The sequence below is a fragment of the Curtobacterium pomorum genome (genome assembly GCF_044497295.1).
GTDB lineage: Bacteria > Actinomycetota > Actinomycetes > Actinomycetales > Microbacteriaceae > Curtobacterium.
In genome coordinates this window covers 409,092-428,186 of record NZ_CP172409.1, presented here as the reverse complement: position 1 = coordinate 428,186, position 19,095 = coordinate 409,092, and the positions used below count along the sequence as shown (strand labels likewise).

Genomic DNA, 19,095 nt, shown 5'->3' with positions numbered 1-19,095 from the left:
GCACCACCCCGGTGGGCCGGACACCCCGGCCCACCACCCCACGATCGGAGCACACCATGGACACCCTGAAGATCTCGGCGACCGCGAACGGCCTCAACTACCTGCCCGAGTACGTCGCCGACGTCGGCGGTCTGTTCGCCGAGCGCGGCCTGTCCGTCACCGCGAAGGCCTGCGACCCGTGGACCGGCGTCCTCGACGACATCGACTCGCACGAGGCCGACCTCGCGCTCGGCGGTCTGTGGGTCCCCGCGATGTACGCCGGGACCCCGCGGAAGCTGTCCGTCGTGGGACAACTCAACCACGGGTTCCCGATGACCATCGTCGCCCGCGACGAGACGGCCCCGATCACGCTGGACTGGCTCGCCGGCAAGGTCGTCCTGGCGCCCGGCGCCGGCGGCAGCGCCCCGTACGAGTTCACGGCCGGACTCATCCGCGAGGCCGGGTTCGACGTCGCGGCGACCCGCTTCGTCCGCGACCTGTCGACCGCCATGCTCATCGAGCTGTACCAGGGCGGGCTCGGTGACGCGATCATCCTCGACCTCGTCTCCGCCCAGGAACTCGTCGCCGCCGGCGGGGGCACGATCGTCTTCCGGCACCTCGACGCCGGTGGCGTGATGCCGAACAGCGTCTACTACACGCGTACGGACCGCATCGACGAACTCGGCGACCGGGTCGACCGGTTCATGGACGGCATCGCCGCCGCGATGGCCAAGATCACCGCGGGCGACGCCGACGCCGAGATCGCGGCCGTGCTCGCCGCGCGGTGGCCGGAGAAGGACGCCGCCCTGCTGCGACGGGCCGCCGACGAGATGGCTGCCGGGGGCGTCTGGGACTCCGCGGTCGTCGACCGCGATGCCTCCGACCGCTGGATGCGCATCCTGTTCGACGGTGGCCTCACGACCCACACCCCGTCGCTCGAGGAACTGCTCGGCGCACCGACCGCCGTCCGCGCGTCGTGACCGTCGTCCTCGGCGCCGCCGACGTCGCCGGCCTCATCGATGCCGTCGACGTCGTCGGGGCCGTGGAGGCGATCCACGCCGACCTCGGGACCGGCGCGGTGCAGCAGCCGGCGCCGGTCGCACTGACCGGCGCCGACGACGCGCTCTTCCTGCCGATGGCCGTGCGCTCCGACCGGCTCGGCCTCGTCGCCGTCAAGCTGATGGCCGACGTCCCCGACAACGCTGCGCGGGGACTGCCGACGCAGCGGTCCACGATCCTGGTCTCCTCGTCGGTCACCGGCGAGTGCGTCGCCGTGCTCGACGGCATGACGATCACCCGGGCACGGACCGCGGCGACCACCGTCGTCGCGACGAAGCACCTCGCCCGCCCGGGCAGCCGGACCCTCGGGATCCTCGGCGCGGGCAACCTCGCCGTGGAGCACGTCCGTGCCTTCGAGGCGACGCGACCGTTCGAGCGGATCGTCCTGTGGTCCCGCTCGTCGGGCACGGTCACGCGGTTCCTCGAAGCCGTCGGACCGGACGTCGCCCGGCGGTGCGTGATCGTGCCGGAGGCCCGACGCGTGGTCGAGGAGGCCGACGTGCTCTGCACCCTGACGCCCTCGGTCGACCCCGTCGTCCGCGGTGCCTGGTTGCACGCCGGCCAGCACGTGAACGCGGTCGGGGCCCGTCCCCGCCCGACGCACCGGGAGCTCGACGGTGCGGCGATGGCACGCGGCACGGTCGTCGTCGACAGCCGGGCGACCGCCTGGACGAAGTCCGGGGACCTGCTCGAGGCCGTCGTCGAGGGGGCGCTCCCGCCGGACCTCCACCCCGCCGAACTCGGCGAGGTGGTCGCCGGGCGTGCACCCGGCCGGACCGCGGACGACGAGATCACCGTGTTCGACTCGGTCGGTCTCGGCGCGCAGGACCTCGCCGTCGCGGCCCGGCTGATCGACCTCGCACGCGAACGGGGCGTCGGCACTCCGGTCGCCGTGGCGAGGGCCGGGACGGTGGTTCCCGGCCGCTGACCAGGGTCGCGCGGCAGGGTGCTCCCATGCGCCGTGCTCTCCCCCTGGTCGTCGGCGGCACCGTCGCCGTGCTCGTCCTCGCCGGGTGCTCCGGTGGCGGCCCCGGTGCACCGACCGCCTCGGCCACGTCGACCGGACGGGCCACGAGCACGCCGACGAGCACCCCGGCGACGGGGACGGCGGCGCCCCGGGTGGACGCCGCGACCACCGCCGCGGTCCGCCGAGCACTGGCGGCCCTCGAGCGGGAGTACGACGCCACGGTCGGCGTCGTCGCGACCGACACCGTCACGGGTGCGACCGTCGCGTACAACGGCGACCGTCGGTTCGGCTACGCCTCCACGATCAAGGTGTTCGCCGCGGCACAGTTCCTGCGCTCCGTCCCCACGGACGCCCGCGACGAGGTCGTGCACTGGACGGCAGCGGACGTCGCGGCCGCGGGGTACTCGCCCGTCACCGAGCAGCACGTCGCCGACGGGCTGTCGTACGAGCAGCTCGCCGAGGCGGCCGTCCGGATGAGCGACAACACGGCCCTGAACCTCGTGCTCACGCGCATCGGCGGTCCGAGCGGCCTCGACGCCGCGCTGGCGGAGCTCGGCGACACCACGACCGAGGTGGTCCACGGCGAGCCGGACCTCAACACCATCGAGCCGGGCAGCACCGAGGACACCACCACCCCGGCGGCGTTCGCCGCGGCCCTGGCGACCGTGCTCGACGGCCGCACCCTGAGCAGTGCCGACACCGCGCTGCTGGTCGACTGGATGGGCGGCAACGCGACCGGCGACGCCCTGATCCGCGCCGGTGCGCCCGACGGCTGGGTCGTCGTGGACAAGTCCGGTGGCGCGGGCGGGATCCGGAACGACGTCGCACGGGTCACGCCGCCCGACGGCGACCCGATCGTGCTCTCCGTGTTGACCACGCGGAACGACCGCGACGCCGCCTACGACGACGCCCTGGTGGCGCGGTCGGCCGCAGCGGTGCTCGACGCGTTCGACCGCTGATCGACCGGGGCGACGGCCGCCGTTCTGCACCGCGTCACACGGCGTCATGAACGACACCTGTCGGCGACCTCGGGACACTACGCTCGCTCCATGTCCTCCCCCGAGTCCCCCGTGGTCGTCGTCGGCGCCGGCGTCATCGGGCTGAGCGCCGCATGGCACCTCGCCGGGCTCGGGCAGCGCGTCCTGCTCCTCGACAGCGGGACGGTCGCCGGCGGCACCACCACCGCGGGTGCCGGGTTCGTGGGCCAGTGGGCAGCCGGCTACGCCTGGTACTGGAACGAGTCCGAACGCGACGTCGAGCAGTACGGCATCGACTTCTACCGCGACCTCGCCGGCGCCGGTCACGGCCCGACCGGGTACCGGCAGAACGGCAACGTGTGGCTGACCGTCACCGAGCAGGGCCGGGCCGACCACCTGCCGCCGTTCGAGCAGCACCCGCTCCGACCGGCCGGGGCGCGCACCCTCACCCCCGCCGAGGCGGCCGACCTCGTGCCCGGGCTCGACCCGGCCGCGGTCACCGCCGGCTTCCTGCACCCCGACGGCATCCAGATCAGCGCGCCGGACACCGCGCGTGCCCTGACGGCATCGGCACGCGCACGCGGTGTCGAGATCCGCGAGCACACGCCGGTGGCCGGACTGGAGGCCCGTGACGGCTCCGTCACGGGCGTCCGGACCGCCGGTGGCGAGGTCATCAGCGCCGATCGGGTCGTGCTCGCCGCCGGCAGCTGGACGAACGCGCTGCTCGCACCCTTCGGGCGCGAGCTGCCGACGGTCCGGGTGGTCGCCAGCCGCCTCGTGACGACGCCGTTCGGGCTGCCGGGGTCCCTGCCGACCCTGATGCTGCCAGAGCTGCACGGCCTGTGGATCCGCGAGCACCGCGGCGGCCTGACGTACGGTGCCGGCCCCGGGTACGAGCCGCTGCACGTCGGTGGCGCGGACCGGCGCGACGAGCCCGCGCGCCGCCCCGTGCGCACGGACCTGCTCGACGCCATGCGCACGTACCTGCACCCGATCGTCGCCCGGCTGCTCCCCGCTGCCGCGAGCGTGCTCGGGGTGGACGAGACCCCCACGCAGGGCGTCGTCTCGATGACCGCCGACCGGAACTTCATCGTCGGCGCGGTCCCCGAGCTGCGCGGGCTCGTGGTGGCGGGCGGCGACAACGAGTCCGGCGTCACGCACGGTCCGGGGCTCGGGCGGATCGCGGCGGAACTGAGCGTCACGGGTACGACCACCCTCGGCGATGCGAGCCGCTACGCCCCGGCGCGGTTCCCGGCGGCGGCCCCGACCGAGGCCGAGGTGGTCGCGATGATGCCGGCGCGGCGCGAAGCCGACGCCCGACGTGCAGGAGCAGTGTCGTGAGCGACGCGCTGAGCGACCGGGCCCCGACGCACGTCGTGATCGGCGGCGGGGTCGTCGGTGCCGCCACCGCGTACGCCCTCACACTCCGCGGCGAGCGCGTCCTGCTCGTCGAACAGCACGAGCGCGGACACCACAACGGCTCGTCGCACGGCGCCACCCGGATCTTCCGGCAGGGCTACGCCGACCCCGAGTACGTCGACCTGACCTCCCGCGCCCTGGTGCTGTGGGAAGCGCTCGAGGGCGCTGCGGGCGAGGAGCTCATCGTCCGCACCGGAGCCGTCGACCACGGCCGCGCCGAGGTCGTCGACGCCATCGCCGCCGCGCTGACGGACGCCGGCATCCCCCACGAGACCCTGAGCCCGGACGACGCCGCCGCGCGCTGGCCGGGGATCGCCTTCGAGGGGCGCGTGCTCGCGCACGCCACGGCCGGTCGCATCCGGTCCGACCGCGCGATCGAGGCCTTCCTGACCCTGGCCGAGCGGACCGGGCTCGCCGACCTGCGCTTCGACACCCGGGTCACCGGGCTCGACGACCACGGCGACGACGTGACGGTGACGCTGTCCGACGGGTCCACCCACCGCAGCTCGTCCGTGGTGGCGGCCTTGGGGTCGTGGGCTCCCACGTTGGTCGGCGACCTGCTCGCCGGACGCGGGGCGGGCCTCCCGGCCCTCCGCGTCACCCAGGAACAGCCCGCGCACTTCCCCAGCCACCTGCCGGACCAGGCGTGGCCGAGCTTCGTGCACTGGGCCGCCGACGACGACGTGTACGGGCTGCTCACCCCGGGCGAGGGCGTCAAGGTCGGGTTCCACGGCACCGGCCCCGTCGTCGATCCGGACCACCGCGACTTCACGCCCGTGCCGGCCGAGGCCGAGCGGCTGCAGGCCTACGTCGCGCGGTACGTGCCCGGTGTCGACGCGTCGAAGCCGACCTTCATCAGCTGCCTGTACGACAACTCCCCCGACGACGACTTCGTGATCGACCGACGTGGTCCCGTCACCGTCGCGACCGGGTTCTCCGGCCACGGCTTCAAGTTCGCACCGCTGCTCGGCGACATGATCGCCGACCTCGCGACCGGCGGGGCCGCACATCCCCGTTTCTCCCTCTCGAAACCATCCCCCTCAGGAACCCCGTGACGACCCGACTCCTCTCCGCGCTCGCGCTCTCCGCTGCCGTCGCCGCCGTGCTCACCGGCTGCGTCTCGACCGGGGCGTCCACCGACGTCTCCGACGGCCTGGTGATCGGCACGACCGATCCCGTCACGTCCCTCGACCCGGCCGGCGCCTGGGACCGCGGCAGCTACACGGTGCAGACGCAGCTGTACCAGCACCTGCTCACCTACCCGGCCGGCGGGACGACGCCGAGTCCCGAGGTCGCCGAGTCCTGCGACTTCACCGACGGCACCCACTACGTGTGCCGGATCCGCGACGGGCTCACGTTCTCGAACGGTGACGCCCTGACGGCGGAGGACGTCGTGTTCTCGTTCGAGCGCCAGGTCGGCATCGGCTCCGAGAACGGTCCGGGGTCGCTGCTCGCCAACATGGCGTCCGTGGCGGCCGACGGCGACGAGGTCACGTTCACCCTGGAGCAGGCGAACGACCAGACGTTCCCGTACGTCCTGGCGAGCATGGCCGGCGCGATCGTCGACAGCAGTGTGTTCTCGAAGACGAAGGTCCACGCGGACGACGGGGTCGTCGGATCCGGTCCGTACGCGCTGCAGCAGTCCGCCGACGGCGGGGCGACCATCGCCCTGACGGCGAACGAGGAGTACGACGGCACCGCGCCGGAGTCGTCGAGCGTGACGATCAAGCAGTACACGAAGTCCGCCGACCTCAAGCTCGCGGTGCAGGAGGGCGACGCCGACGTGGCGTACCGCCAGCTCACGCCGACCGAGGTCACCTCGTTGTCCGAGGACGACGGCCTGCAGCGGGTCCAGGGCTCGTCGGGCGAGGTCCGGTTCCTCGGCTTCAACCTCGACACGATGCCCGGTGACGACACCGCGCAGAAGACCGCGATCCGCCAGGCCGTCGCCGCGACGGTCGACCGCGCGGCGATCGCGAAGGACGTCTACCAGGGCACCTACGCTCCGGCGTACTCGATCGTGCCGTCCGACTTCACCGGCGCGACCGATGCGTTCCAGACGGAGTACGACGGCGCCGACCCCGCGGCCATCCTCGAGGAGGCCGGCGTGCACACGCCCGTCGCGCTGCCGATCGAGTACACGACCGACCACTACGGCTCCGGGTCGGACGACGAGTACGCACTGATCGAGCAGCAGCTCGAGGACACCGGCCTGTTCACCGTCGACCTGCAGTCGGCGAGCTGGGACACCTACGTCGGGAACGTCGGCAAGGGCGAGTACCCGGTCTTCCAGCTCGGGTTCTTCCAGGACTACCCCGACGCCTCGTCGTACCTGACGCCGGCCTACGGTTCCGAGGACGTCAACCTGCTCGCGAACCACTTCGACGACCAGGCCGTGCAGCAGCTGGTCGCATCGCAGGCGGTCGAGGCCGACGCGACCGAGCGGACCAAGCAGATCGAGGAGATCCAGCAGGACACCGCCGAGTCCGTGCCGCTCATCCCGTTGCTCGCCGGGCAGGAGAACGTCATCGGGCAGAAGTCGCTCACCGGGCTGACGAAGTCGGTCGACGCCTCGGGGGAGTTCCGCATCTGGGAGATCGGGCGCTCGTGAGCACCGGCGACGCCGCGCTGCCGGGGGCCGCGTCCGCTGACCTGCTCCGCGACGCGGTCCGGAGCGGGATGCCCGCGGGGCTCGACGAGCTCGCGGCGCTCGTCGCCATCCCGTCCGTGCACGACGCGGCCGTGCAGTCGCTCGACGACTGCGACCGGGTCGCCGAACGCGTGCGGGCCGCCTTCGACGGCCTCGGCCTGGCGTCGCGCCTCGTCACGACGTCGGACGGCTCACAGGCGGTCCTCGCCACCCACCCGGCCCCGCCCGGCGCCCCGACGGTGCTGCTCTACGCCCACCACGACGTCCAACCCGCCGGCGACCTCGCGGCGTGGACGAGCGACCCGTGGACCCTGACCGAGCGCCAGGGTCGCCTGTACGGTCGCGGTGCCGCGGACTGCAAGGGCGGGGTCGTCACCCACCTCGTGGCCCTGCGGGCGCTGCTCGACGTGCACGGCGCGTTCCCGGTCGGGCTCGTCGTGGTCGTCGAGGGATCCGAGGAACAGGGCACCGACGGTCTCGAGCAGTACGTGTCCACCCACGCAGCGGACTTCGCCGACGTCGACGCCGCCGTCGTGATGGACGCCGGCAACGCCGCCGTCGGGGGCCCAGCGCTCGTGACCACCCTGCGCGGCACCGCGTTCGTCGAACTGCGCATCCGGGCGCTGCACGGCACCGTGCACTCGGGGATGTTCGGCGGTGCGGCGCCCGATGCCATCGCGACCCTGGTGGCCCTGCTCGCCACGCTGCGCGACGACGCCGGCGACACCACCGTCGACGGACTCGACGGGTCCCAGACCTGGGACGGCCTGCCCTACGACGCCGACCGGTTCGCCGCCGACGCCGGGCTGCTCGACGGCGCGGTGCCGATCGGGTCCGGGGACCCGGCATCCCAGGTCTGGGCACGACCGGCGCTGACCGTCGTCGGCATCGATGCGCCGGCCGTCGCCGGGTCGTCGCCGTCCGTGCAGGCGACCGCCGGTGCCGCGCTGAACCTCCGGGTGCCGCCGGGCGTCGACCCCGCTGCCGCCGGCGAACTGCTGGTGGCGCACCTGCTGCGGCGAGCGCCCGCCGGGGTCGAGGTCACCGCGCGCGTGACGGGGACCGGCGACGGGTTCCGCGCGACGGCCGGGCGGTACTCGTCGGCGTTCCGGAGCGCACTGGCGTCGTCGTACCGGGTGTCGTCGGTGGGCTCCCTCGGTGGCGGCGGATCGATCCCGCTCTGCGCGACGCTCGAACGGGCGATCCCCGGGGTCGAGGTCGTCCTGGCGGGGGTGTCCGAGCCCGCTGCGAACGTGCACGCACCGGACGAGAGCGTGGACCCGTCCGAGATCGAGCACATGGCCCTGGCCGAGGCACTGTTCCTCGTCGGGCTCGGCCCCGTCGGCGCCTGACGCAGCACGCACGCGCACGACGCCGTCGTCAGACGACCCCTGCAGCCGGAGCCACCACCGGCTTCCGCCGGGTCCGGACCTGCAGCACTCCGGTCAGCAGCAGCACCACGAGCCCGATCGCCAGCACCACGAGCCCGGCGAGGAACCCGATCACGACGAGCAGCAGCGTCTCGGTGGACATCCCGTCGCCGCCCGGGTCGGCGGCAGGCGCGGCGGCGATCGACCCGTCGGCCGGCTGCGCGACCGCCTCGACGCCGTCGGTCACCGCGAACGGCACCGCCACGACCGTGCCCGCGTCGCCGACGAGCACGACGTGGTGGTCGCCGACCTCCAGGCCGGTGGTGTCGACCGTGGCGGTGGCGACGTCGTCGTCCACGGCGAAGTCGTCGCCCTGCACCGGTTCGGAGTAGGTCCACACGCTCCCGCCCGCGTCCTCGCCCGTCCACGCCAGACGGAGCTCGAGCTGGTCGCCCGCGCTGACCTCGTCGGGGATCCCGGCGTCGGCGGCTGCGACGGTCCTGATGTCCCCGGCGCGGATCCGGCGCAGCAGCTCGTCCGAGTCCGCGGCCGGAGCGGTGGGCGGCTCAGCGGCCGACGGGGCCTTCGCCGAGTTCCGGGGCGCCGTGTTCCGGGGCGCGGCGGCCCCGGCACTGTTCTCCGGCACGGTGTCCGCTGCGGTGGTGATCGTCGGCGGCCCCGCCGTCGGGGGCAGCTGCACGACGGGCGGTTGGATGACCGTGCCGCCGGCGCCGGTACCACCGCCACCCGAGGTCGGACCGGTCGGCAGCGAGCCGGGGACCGTCTGCCCGGCGAAGTACACCGGGGTGAAGGTCTCGACCGCGGCATCGGCGGCGCCGTGCGCACCGATCGTCAGGACACCGCACTGCACGGCACCGGACAGGCAGTCGACGCGCTTCGTCGACTGGCCCGTGAACGAGGAACGCGCGACGATGCCGCCCTGCGTGAAGCCCGCGTTCTTCGTGCCGCTGAGCTCCGCGGTCGCTGCTGCTCCGGTACCGGTGTTGTCGGGCCAGGCGACGAAGCCCTGGCCGTCCTGCCCGGTGCCGCCGGACCCGGGGACGTAGTCGTAGCCCGCGCCGGCCGCTCCCCCGGCGCTGGGGTGCTTCGTGACGTACCCGAACAGCACGTACAGCCCGGAGCCGTTCGTGTTCTTCGTGAAGCCGGAGCCCGTCACGGTGAGCTTCGTGCCCGCCGCGGCGGTCGAGAGGCCGGTGGCCGGCCGCACGTTCGTGGAGGCTCCGCGGGCGTTCGCCGCCCCGGTGATCGAACCGTCCGCACCGACCACGGTTACCCCGCCACCGGTGTCGCCGCCGCCCGTTCCCCCGCCGCCGTCCCCACCACCGGGGTTCGTCGGCGCCTGCACGGTGACACGCAGGGTCGCGGTGTCGGACGCGACCCGCCCGATGACGGTGGACCCGACGACGTTGGTGGCGACCGCACGGTACCGGTCGCCGTCCAGGCCCTCGGTGGCGGTGATGCGGAGCGTGCTGGTCGTCGCGCCGGACACCGACGGGCCGTCCTGCAGGTCGGCCCAGCCGGACGGGGTCTGCTGCTGCCACTGCACGGTGGGCGTCGGGGTCCCGGTCGTGGCGACGGTGAACGACACCGGCTTCGGAGTCGCCGGGGTCGTGCCGCCGTCCGTGCCGGTGGTCGCGCCGGTCAACGTGACGGAGACGTCCGCCGGCTGCTTGGTGACGGACGGCGTGGTCGCGACGGTGAAGGTGCGGAGGCCCTGGGCGCGGGCCTCGGACGCGGCGTTCGTGATCCCGACGACCACACGCCCGTCGTCGGTGAGCACGAACGGATCACCGGTGTAGGTGGAGCCGGGCGTGTACTCGGCACCGATCGTCGCCGCGGTCCGACCGTCGATCGCGTACGCGCGCAGGACGTTGCCCGCGTCGGTGGAGCCGGCAGCGGACACCCAGAGGCGCTTCGCGGACTCGTCGACGGCCAGGTACGCGGCGCCGCCGACCCGGTCGATCGAGGTCGTCACGGCCGGGGTCCCCCGGAGCGAGACGGCGCGGAGCGTGCCGTCACCGTCGTTGCTCCACCAGGCCCGGCCCTGCGAGTCGACGACGGTCCCGCCGGTGGCCCCGGACGTCGCTGCGGCGCCGATCGACACGTCGGCGACCGAGGCTCCGGTGCCGAGGTCGAGCACGCGTGCGAGTGCGGCTGCCTGGTCGAACACGACGGCGCGCTTCCCCGTCCAGTCGATGCCGACCGACGAGATCGTCCCGGTGACCGAGCCGATCAGGGTGGCCGTGCGGGTCACGGCTCGGACGGTCCCGCCGGCAGGGCTGGTGCCGACCTCGGCCACCGCAGCAGAACCGGAACCAGAACCAGAACCAGAACCCGAGCCCGCTCCACTGCCGGCGGCCACCCGCAGCAGCCCCGCGGACCCGCCGTTCGCAGCCGGGGCGACCTGCGCGACGATCGAGCCGTCCGCGGGGTCGACCGCGAACGCCTTCGCAGCGGGCACCGCGACGGACGGCTTCACGTGCACGACGTTCCGGTACGCGGCGTCCGCGCCTCGCTCGATGACGACCCAGCCCTGGACGTTCGCGCCGGTGCCGCCGAACTCCGCGGCGGGCAGCGACGCGGTCGCGACGATGTCGCCCGTGGACGGGTCGACGCTCGGCTTCGAGGTGGCGATCCCGGGGTCGATCGGCCCGGCGATGCGCTTGCCGTCGTCGTCCACGACGAAGTAACTGGCCTTGGCGGTTCCGGCAGCGGGGACCTGCACCACGATCGCGGCACGCGGGGCGTCCCGCACCACCGTGGTGACCCGGCCGATGGTCGTGTCACCGACCGCGGTCTGCACCCCCGTGCTGATGACGCCGGCGACACCCGGGTCGCTGAACTCCTGGTCACCGCCCGCCCCCTCGGCTGCCCAGTCACCCGTGACCGAGACCGACAGCGGGTCGAGCGCGGTGCCCGCCGCGTAGAACTGCGTCGGGTTGCTGCCACCGGTGACGTCCGCGGCGAAGGCCGCTGCCCCCGCCGCGGTGATCGTCGTCGGCAGACCGGTCCACGAGTACTTCCCGTCGGTGACCGAGCGGGTGCCCTTGGTGACGTCGATCGTCGCGAACGCGATGCGCTTCGTCCCCGGGTCGGACGTCGTGGCACCGGTGGTCGGGTCCACCAGCCGCACGTCGACCCCGGCGGTCAGGGTGCCGGTGGTCGGCGTGAGCTCGATCGCCGGGTCGCGCAGCGAGATGACGAACGTGTGCGCCCGGTAGTCGAACACCGCGGCGCCGGAACCCGTGACGCTGAGCTTCCGCGTGCCGGGGTCGTAGCTGCCGCCCGATGCGGCGAACCGGAACGTGCCGTCGGCGTTCTTCGACGCACCGCCGGACACCGACTGCCCCGCGGCCGGCACGTAGTTCCGGAACGACTGCTTGAACCCCCAGTCGAGCGTCCCACCCGACACGGTCGCGGCGGGACCCGCGGCTTCGGCTGCCGTGGGCGCGGTGCCGACGACGGTCGCCGTCAGGCCGATGATCGCGGCGACGGTGGCGCTGAGCGCCCGGAGACGACGGGCGGGTCTGGTCTGGGTGTGCATCGGTTCCTCGGGTCGGGTGGTGCGGGTGTGGGGAGACGGTGCCCCGGGCGGACCCGGGGCACCGCGGGGGTCACCAGGTGACGGGGACCTGGACCTCGTCGAGGTCGGCCGGGTCGTTGGCGACGCCGTGGGCCGAGAACGTCTGCACGAAGCACTCGTACTGCCCGAGCGCCGCGTTGGCGGTCGCGGTCTTCGTGGTGTCGTAGTCGCAGCTCACGGTCGACGCCGCGTCACCGGTGTGGTGCGGGTCGGCCGTGTAGGACTTCGCGATGTCGATCGTCGTGGTGAACCCGCCACCGGCCGTGAACGCGCTCTTCGACACCCACTGCGCGGACGCGAACCAGCCGGAGTTGGTGGCGTAGTCCGCCTGCTTGGGCCCGTAGACGACGTAGACGCCGAAGCCGCGCCCCTGGGCGTTCCCGTCGAAGCCGTCGCCGGTCACCGTGACCGTGCCGTTCGAGACGCCGTGGACGGACCCCGAGCCGTCCGTGACGACCGAGGCCGGTCCGCTGACCGACAGGCTGGCGCCGTAGTCGTTCGTGACGGCGGTCGCGGCGGACGCGCTGACGGCGGGCAGGACGGCGATGCCGACCGCTGCGACCCCTGCCGCGAGCGTGATCCCGAAGGAGCGTGCGATTCGTGCCATGTCGGTGTTCCCTTTCGATGAGGGCGCCCCCTGTGGGCGCCCGGGTCTGGTGGTCCTACGGGGCGTCGGGGGCGACGTCCGAGACGTCGGTCGCAACGCGCCGTGCGGTGCGCCGGGAGTGCACGATCGCGACGGCGACGAGTGCGGCGACGGCCACGACGAGCGCGGACAGCCCGCCGAGCACGATCCGCAGGACGCCCGGGTCGATCCCGCCCGTGGAACCGTCCGCAGCGGCGGCCACGGTCGACGGGGTCGCCCCCGGTGCAGTGGGCGCCGCCGATGCAGTGGGGCGCGCGGTCGTGGTGGGCTTCGCGATCGCGGTCGGCCGCGTGGTCGCCTTCGCGGTCGCGCTCGCCCCGGACGACGGCTCGGCGACCGGACGGGAGGCACTGCCCGCGTCCGCCGGGTCGGCCTGCGGCTGCCCGGTGGTCGGCCTGGTCCCCCCACCGGCCAACGTGCCGCCGCTGCCGTACAGGTTCTGGACGGCGACCGGGGTGAACGACTCGTTGTTCGCGTTCGCGACGCCGTGCGCACCGATCGTGATGATCCCGCACTGCACCACCGTGCAGTCGACGGTCGTCACCGTGCCGTTCCGGTCGAGCGCCTGGAACGTCGAACCGGGGACCTTGAGGGTTGCCGACCAGGTACCCGTGGCCGAGTCGACCGTGCCGCCGTTCGCCGCCGACGCGGTGGAGCTGCCCTCGAAGGCGACGAAGTCGAGGTACCCGGTGGGGTTCAACTCGTCGTCGGGCACGTAGCTGTAGTCCGCGCCCGTTACTCCGCCCTTGCTCGGCTGCCAGGTGCCGGTCACGGTGCCGAACGCCACGTAGACGCCGCCGTACCCGTTCTTGATGCCCTGGAAGCCGGAACCGTTCAGGCGCAGGGTCGTCAGGTAGGTCGAGTCGACCTGGTTCGTGACCTCGGGGTGCCCCTCGATCGCGACGCTGACCCGGCCGGCTGCCGAGGCGGGGGCGACCCCGGCCAGGGCGGCTCCCCCGGCGCTCAGCGCGACGAGCAGTCCGGCGAGCGCGAGCCGGAGTGGGCGGGTACGGGTGGTCACGAGGAGGCCTCCTGGACGGTTCGGGACGGCACGACGACGGGCGTGCCGGTGTTCGGGTCCGGCACGACCGTGACCGGGTGCCGGTAGACCGCGCCGATGCGGTCGGCGGTCAGGACGTCGGTGGGGGTGCCGTCTGCGACGATCCGGCCACCGGCGAGCATGGCGACGCGGTCGGCGTACGCCCCGGCGAGGCTCAGGTCGTGGAGCACGACGACGACCGCGCCACCGGCCCGGGCGTGCGCGCGAGCGACGGCCAGCACGGCCTCCTGGTGCCGCAGGTCGAGGGCGGCGGTCGGCTCGTCGAGCAGCAGCACCGGCGTCGACTGCGCCAGGACCCGGGCGAACGAGGCCCGGGCGCGTTCGCCGCCGGACAGCGAGGGGAACGCCTGGTCGATCCGGTCGGCGAGTTCGACCTGGTCGAGCACGCGCGCGACCACGGTGTCGTCGTCGACCGCTCGCCGGGTCCCCCGCCACGGTGCCCGGCCCATCCGGACGACCTCCCCGACACGGAATCCGAAGGCCACCGCGGTGTCCTGCTCGAGCACGGCGCGCCGACGAGCGGTGGCGAGCGGTGCTTCGCCGCCGGTGCGGACCCCGTCGATCGCGATCGTGCCGCTGTGGGCGAGGTCACCGGCGATCGCCCGGAGCAGGGTCGACTTGCCGGCACCGTTCGGACCGACGAGCGCCAGGACCTCGCCCGCGCGCACCGTCAGGTCGACGTCGGCGAGCAGCGGTCGCCCGTCGATGACGACGCCGATCCCGGAGACCACGACCGCGCCGGCGGTGCTCGCCCCGATCATGCCCAGCCACCCGACCGACGGCGCGCACGACGCAGGAGCCAGAAGAAGAAGGGACCGCCGACGAGCGAGGTCAGCATGCCGATCGGCAGGTCCGCGTACGGCACCAGGGTGCGCGCGAGCAGGTCGGCGATCGTCAGCAGCAGGGCGCCGCCGAGCGTCGAGACGAGCAGGAGCGGACCGTGCGCCGGGCCGATGACCATCCGCATCAGGTGTGGGACGACGAGCCCGACGAAGGCGATGATGCCGGCGAACGCGACCGCTGCGCCGACGAGCAGGGCGACCACGACGATCGCGACGACCCGGACGGCCTCGACCCGCACCCCGACGTGCCGCGCGGCCCGGTCGCCGAGCGCGAGCAGGTCGAGCGAGCGCGTCAGCACCACGGCGCCGACGAGCCCCGCACCGACGACGGGGGCGATCGCCGCGGCCTGGTCCCACATCGAACCGTTCAGGGACCCGAGCTGCCAGAACACGATCTGCTCACGCGCCTGCTGATCGCCGAGGAAGGTCAGGAAGGCGAGCCCCGCCCCGGTGAACGCGTTGACCGCGATGCCGGTGAGCAGGAGCGTGACGACCTCGGTCCGGCCGCCGGCACGGGACAACCCGTAGACGAGCAGCGTCGCGACCAGGCCCGCGGCGAAGGCCATCAGCGGCGTCGTCCAGTACCCGGCGAACTGCAGTCCGAAGACGATCGAGGCGCACGCCCCGAAGGCGGCTCCGCCGGACACCCCGACGACACCGGGGTCGGCCAGGGGGTTCGCGAACACGGCCTGCATGAGCACACCGGCTGCGGCCAGCACGGCACCGATCAGCAGCGCCATCACCACGCGGGGGAACCGGATCGTCCACAGCGCCTGGGTGACGAGGTCGTCGGCGGGGCCGTCCACCGGCAGCCCGGCCGACCGGGCCACCGTCCGGAGCACCTCGGCCGGCGAGGTGCCGAGCTGTCCGACGCTCGCCGACACCAGCGTCGCGACGACGAGCGCCACCACGAGCCCGGTGGTGAGGAGCGCGATGCGGCCGACCCGCGACCTGGACGTGACCGCCTGCGCGGCGGGGACGCGCGTTGCGGGCGTGATCCGTTCCTCCCGGACGGTCACGAGGCGTCCGCCGGACCGTAGATCGCCGTGGCCAAGGCGGCCACGATCTCGGGCGTGCGCGGCCCGAAGCTCATCACCGTGGTGTCGGCCATGTCCACGATGCGGCGGTGCTCACCCGCGGGCGTCTTCGCGATCGCGGGGACCCGCTGGAGCAGGCCGTCGACCCCGTCGACGGACTCGAGCCCCTTCGTCATCATGATGACCAGGTCCGGCTGCATCGCGACGAGCGCCTCGGCGTTGACCGGCCGCATGCCCGTCCAGTCCTGTTCCGTCGCGACGTCCCGCCCGCCGACGGCGTCGATGAGCGAGTCGGCGCCGGATTCTCGGCCGAACAGGTAGTAGATCCCGGCGATCCCCCGCACGTACAGGAACACCATCTTCAGCTTGTCGGCGCGATCCGACGGCGCGATGCGGGCCACCTGCGCGGCCACGGCCTGCTCCTGCGCGTGCACCTCGGCGGCCAGACGGTCGCCGGTCGCCGGGACGCCGAGCGCCGTGGCGACCTGGTCGATGATCGCGTCGGTGTTCGTGGTGTCCCGGTGCGGGTCCACGACGACGACGGGGACGCCGGCCTTCCGGATCTGCAGGACGACGTCCCACGGTCCGAGCGAGGTGTCGGTGAGCAGGACCGTCGGCCGGAGCGCGAGGATCGCCTCCGCGGAGAGTTCGTGGCCGTTCTGGGTGACGAGCGGCAGGTCCTCGGTGCCCGAGAAGCCGGTCGACACGTCCCGCCCGATCAGGTGGTCCCCCAGACCGAGGCCGTACACGGTGGACGACAGCGTGCCGGAGATGTCGAGCGCGAGGATGCGGTCCGCGCTCGTGACGGTCACCTCGGTGTCCTGGTTGTCGGTGACGGTGACGGGCAGCTCGGGCTCGTCGACCTCGCTCGCCGTCGGCGGCAGGTCCGTCGCCAGGGTCGCGGTCCGCGGGCCGGTCACGCCCTTCGCGTCGGTCACCGGGGCGATGGCCTGGAGGCCCGCGGCCGGGTCCGTCGCGTTCGTCCCGCGACCCGCCGCGTGCGTCGCACCCGCGGTGCCGGCACCGACGCCGGTGCAGCCGGTCACCACGGCGAGGACGACGAGGGCGGACGCTGCGGCCGTGCAGGCGCGACGGAGTGACGACATGGAGATGATCCCGAGTGCTGGTTCGTGAAGTTAGGTGAGCCTCACCTAACTGTTAACTTAGGACACCCTTACCTGCCGTGTCCAGCACGTGTGGGGTGTCACTCGGCGCCCGCTACGGTGGTCCTCGTGCGCATCGTGGTGGCTCCGGACTCGTTCAAGGGCACCGCGACCGCGGCGTCCGTCGCCCAGGCAGTCCGCGACGGCTGGCTGTCCGAGCGACCCGACGACGACGTCGTGCTCGTGCCGATGGCCGACGGCGGCGAGGGCACCCTCGACGCCTTCGCGACCGCGGTCCCCGGCGCGGTCCGCGTGCCCGTCACGGTCACGGGGCCAGCTGGCGAACCCGTCGACACCCACTGGCTGCGGCTGCCCGACGGCCGCGCGGTGGTCGAGCTCGCGGCGACGAGCGGGCTCCCCCTGCTCACCGAACTGCTGCCGGACACCGCCACGAGCCGGGGGTTCGGCGAGGCGATCGCCGCCGCGCTCGACGCCGGCGCCACGGGGCTCGTGCTCGGCATAGGCGGCAGCGCCTCGACCGACGGCGGACGGCCCGTGCTCGAGGCGCTCGGGTTCGACGGCGACCGCGGCTCGCTGCGTGCCCTGCCGCCGCTCGGCGTGACCGTGCTGACCGACGTGACGTCGCCCCTGCTCGGCCCGACCGGCGCCGCCGCGGTCTTCGGGCCGCAGAAGGGGATCGCGCCCTCGCGCGTCGCCGCGTTCGACGAGCAGCTGGCCGCCTGGGCCGCGCGCTTCCCTTCGGTGGACCCCGCGACCCCGGGCGCCGGCGCCGCGGGTGGCGTCGGCTTCGGCCTGCTCGTCTGGGGTGCGACCCTGGCCCGCGGCGCGGACGGTGTCGCCGAGGTGCTCGGGCTGGCCGACCGACTCGACGGCGCCGACGTCGTGATCAGCGGCGAGGGCCGGTACGACGGCCAGTCCGCCGCCGGCAAGGTCCCGTCGGTGGTGCGGTCGCTCACGGCGACGCACGCACCCGGGGCCCGGTCGATGCTCGTCGCCGGCGCGATCGAGGCGTCGCTCGACGACTACGCCGCCGCTGCCTCGCTCACCGTGCTCGCGACGCAGACCACCGGCGAACCGGACGACGCCCTCGCCGATCCGCTGCGCTTCGCCGCCATCGCGGGCCAGCGGCTCGCACGGTTGGCCTGAGCACCCCGATTCCCGCTCTGGGGAGCCCCATCGGAACCTCCCACGCCGTGGCGCGCTCCATCAGACTGGTTCCGGGCCGGAACCGGCCCGCAACGAACCACCCCCACGAGGAGATCATTGCGCACCGTCAACGCGTACGCGGCACCGTCAGCGACCGAGCCGCTCGTCAAGACCACCATCACCCGTCGGGACGTCGGCCCGGACGACGTCGCGATCGACATCGCCTACGCCGGCATCTGCCACTCGGACATCCACACCGTCCGCGGTGAGTGGGGCCCCATCCAGTACCCGCAGGTCGTCGGCCACGAGATCGTCGGCCACGTCACCGCAGTCGGCGAGAACGTCACCAAGCACCAGGTCGGCGACCGCGTCGGCGTCGGCTGCATGGTGAACTCGTGCGGCGAGTGCGAGAACTGCGTCGCCGGCCAGGAGCAGTACTGCCTCAAGGGCAACATCGGCACCTACGCCAGCGTCGACCCCGCCGACGGCTCGATCACCCAGGGCGGCTACTCGCAGGCCGTCGTCGTGAACGAGGACTTCGTGCTCCGCGTCCCCGAGTCGCTCGACATCGAGAAGGTCGCGCCGCTGCTCTGCGCCGGCATCACCACCTACTCCCCGCTGCACCACTGGAAGGCCGGCCCCGGCACGAAGGTCGCCGTCGTCGGCATGGGCGGGCTCGGCCACATGGCCGTCAAGATCGCCGTCGCGCTCGGCGCCGAGGTCACCGTCCTGTCGCAGACCACCTCGAAGCAGGAGGACTCGCTCCGCTACGGCGCGAAGGCCCACTACGCGACGAAGGACCCGGAGACGTTCGAGAAGCTCGCGAACTCCTTCGAGCTCATCATCAACACCGTCTCGGCGAAGATCCCGATGGGTTCGTACCTCGGCCTGCTCAAGGTCGACGGCACGCTCGTCAACGTCGGTGCACCGTCCGAGCCGCTCGAGGTCCCGGCCTTCGCGCTCATCCCGCGTCGGCTCAGCTGGGCCGGTTCCGCCATCGGCGGCATCCAGGAGACCCAGGAGATGCTCGACTTCTGCGCCGAGCACGACATCCTGCCGGAGACCGAGCTCATCAGCGCCGACCAGATCAACGAGGCCTACGAGCGCGTCCTGTCCTCGGACGTCCGCTACCGCTTCGTGATCGACGCCGCCACGCTGGCGTAGTCGTCACTAATTGACACACGGGAGGCCCGGTACCAGCTGGTACCGGGCCTC

Annotated in this window: 15 protein-coding genes; 9 read left to right on the top strand and 6 right to left on the bottom strand. The window is 73.5% G+C overall.

The window, feature by feature from the left end; genetic code table 11:
* Nucleotides 1–56: 56 nt before the first annotated feature.
* The 7 genes from ACGH48_RS02155 to ACGH48_RS02125 all read left to right on the top strand — a co-directional run bounded on the left by ACGH48_RS02155 (nucleotide 57) and on the right by ACGH48_RS02125 (nucleotide 8,403).
* Nucleotides 57–959: an ABC transporter substrate-binding protein gene (locus ACGH48_RS02155; protein ID WP_396290016.1), complete on the top strand. Its 903-nt coding sequence runs from the start codon at nucleotides 57–59 to the stop codon at nucleotides 957–959.
* Nucleotides 956–1,966 carry an ornithine cyclodeaminase family protein gene (locus ACGH48_RS02150; protein ID WP_396290014.1) on the top strand — a complete coding sequence of 337 codons (1,011 nt, stop codon included), beginning with the start codon at nucleotides 956–958 and terminating at the stop codon, nucleotides 1,964–1,966. The genes ACGH48_RS02155 and ACGH48_RS02150 overlap by 4 nt, the downstream gene beginning before the upstream one ends.
* Nucleotides 1,967–1,992: 26 nt before the next feature.
* Nucleotides 1,993–2,964, top strand: coding sequence for a class A beta-lactamase (gene bla / locus ACGH48_RS02145; RefSeq protein WP_396290013.1), 972 nt, complete (start codon nucleotides 1,993–1,995; stop codon nucleotides 2,962–2,964).
* Between the two features lie 90 nt (nucleotides 2,965–3,054).
* Nucleotides 3,055–4,323 (top strand): NAD(P)/FAD-dependent oxidoreductase, encoded by a 1,269-nt coding sequence (locus ACGH48_RS02140; protein ID WP_396290012.1) that lies wholly within the window; start codon nucleotides 3,055–3,057, stop codon nucleotides 4,321–4,323.
* Nucleotides 4,320–5,456, top strand: coding sequence for an FAD-dependent oxidoreductase (locus tag ACGH48_RS02135; RefSeq protein WP_396290011.1), 1,137 nt, complete (start codon nucleotides 4,320–4,322; stop codon nucleotides 5,454–5,456). Before ACGH48_RS02140 ends, ACGH48_RS02135 begins: the two co-directional genes overlap by 4 nt.
* Nucleotides 5,453–7,012 carry an ABC transporter substrate-binding protein gene (locus ACGH48_RS02130; RefSeq protein ID WP_396290010.1) on the top strand — a complete coding sequence of 520 codons (1,560 nt, stop codon included), beginning with the start codon at nucleotides 5,453–5,455 and terminating at the stop codon, nucleotides 7,010–7,012. The genes ACGH48_RS02135 and ACGH48_RS02130 overlap by 4 nt, the downstream gene beginning before the upstream one ends.
* On the top strand, nucleotides 7,009–8,403 hold the full coding sequence (locus ACGH48_RS02125; protein ID WP_396290009.1) for a M20/M25/M40 family metallo-hydrolase: 1,395 nt from the start codon (nucleotides 7,009–7,011) through the stop codon (nucleotides 8,401–8,403). Before ACGH48_RS02130 ends, ACGH48_RS02125 begins: the two co-directional genes overlap by 4 nt.
* Before the next feature lie 28 nt (nucleotides 8,404–8,431).
* On the opposite strand, the gene ACGH48_RS02120 is transcribed toward ACGH48_RS02125, so the two are convergent.
* The 6 genes from ACGH48_RS02120 to ACGH48_RS02095 form a co-directional block, all read right to left on the bottom strand.
* Nucleotides 8,432–11,986: an HtaA domain-containing protein gene (locus ACGH48_RS02120; RefSeq protein WP_396290008.1), complete on the bottom strand. Its 3,555-nt coding sequence runs from the start codon at nucleotides 11,984–11,986 to the stop codon at nucleotides 8,432–8,434.
* Nucleotides 11,987–12,056: 70 nt separating this feature from the next.
* Nucleotides 12,057–12,632, bottom strand: a complete 576-nt coding sequence (locus ACGH48_RS02115) for a hypothetical protein (protein WP_396290007.1) — start codon at nucleotides 12,630–12,632, stop codon at nucleotides 12,057–12,059.
* 55 nt (nucleotides 12,633–12,687) lie between these two features.
* A complete protein-coding gene (locus ACGH48_RS02110) occupies nucleotides 12,688–13,692 on the bottom strand; it encodes a hypothetical protein (RefSeq protein WP_396290006.1) in 1,005 nt (334 codons plus the stop codon).
* Nucleotides 13,689–14,492 carry a heme ABC transporter ATP-binding protein gene (locus ACGH48_RS02105; RefSeq protein WP_396290005.1) on the bottom strand — a complete coding sequence of 268 codons (804 nt, stop codon included), beginning with the start codon at nucleotides 14,490–14,492 and terminating at the stop codon, nucleotides 13,689–13,691. The genes ACGH48_RS02110 and ACGH48_RS02105 overlap by 4 nt, the downstream gene beginning before the upstream one ends.
* Nucleotides 14,489–15,592 (bottom strand): FecCD family ABC transporter permease, encoded by a 1,104-nt coding sequence (locus tag ACGH48_RS02100; protein ID WP_396290003.1) that lies wholly within the window; start codon nucleotides 15,590–15,592, stop codon nucleotides 14,489–14,491. Before ACGH48_RS02100 ends, ACGH48_RS02105 begins: the two co-directional genes overlap by 4 nt.
* Nucleotides 15,589–16,716, bottom strand: a complete 1,128-nt coding sequence (locus ACGH48_RS02095; RefSeq protein WP_396290002.1) for a hemin ABC transporter substrate-binding protein — start codon at nucleotides 16,714–16,716, stop codon at nucleotides 15,589–15,591. Before ACGH48_RS02095 ends, ACGH48_RS02100 begins: the two co-directional genes overlap by 4 nt.
* Nucleotides 16,717–16,842: 126 nt before the next feature.
* On the opposite strand from ACGH48_RS02095, the gene ACGH48_RS02090 reads away from it, so the two are divergent.
* Nucleotides 16,843–17,880, top strand: coding sequence for a glycerate kinase (locus ACGH48_RS02090; protein WP_396290001.1), 1,038 nt, complete (start codon nucleotides 16,843–16,845; stop codon nucleotides 17,878–17,880).
* A 117-nt stretch (nucleotides 17,881–17,997) separates the two neighbouring features.
* Nucleotides 17,998–19,044, top strand: a complete 1,047-nt coding sequence (locus tag ACGH48_RS02085; protein WP_123310619.1) for an NAD(P)-dependent alcohol dehydrogenase — start codon at nucleotides 17,998–18,000, stop codon at nucleotides 19,042–19,044.
* The last annotated feature ends 51 nt before the right edge of the window (nucleotides 19,045–19,095 follow it).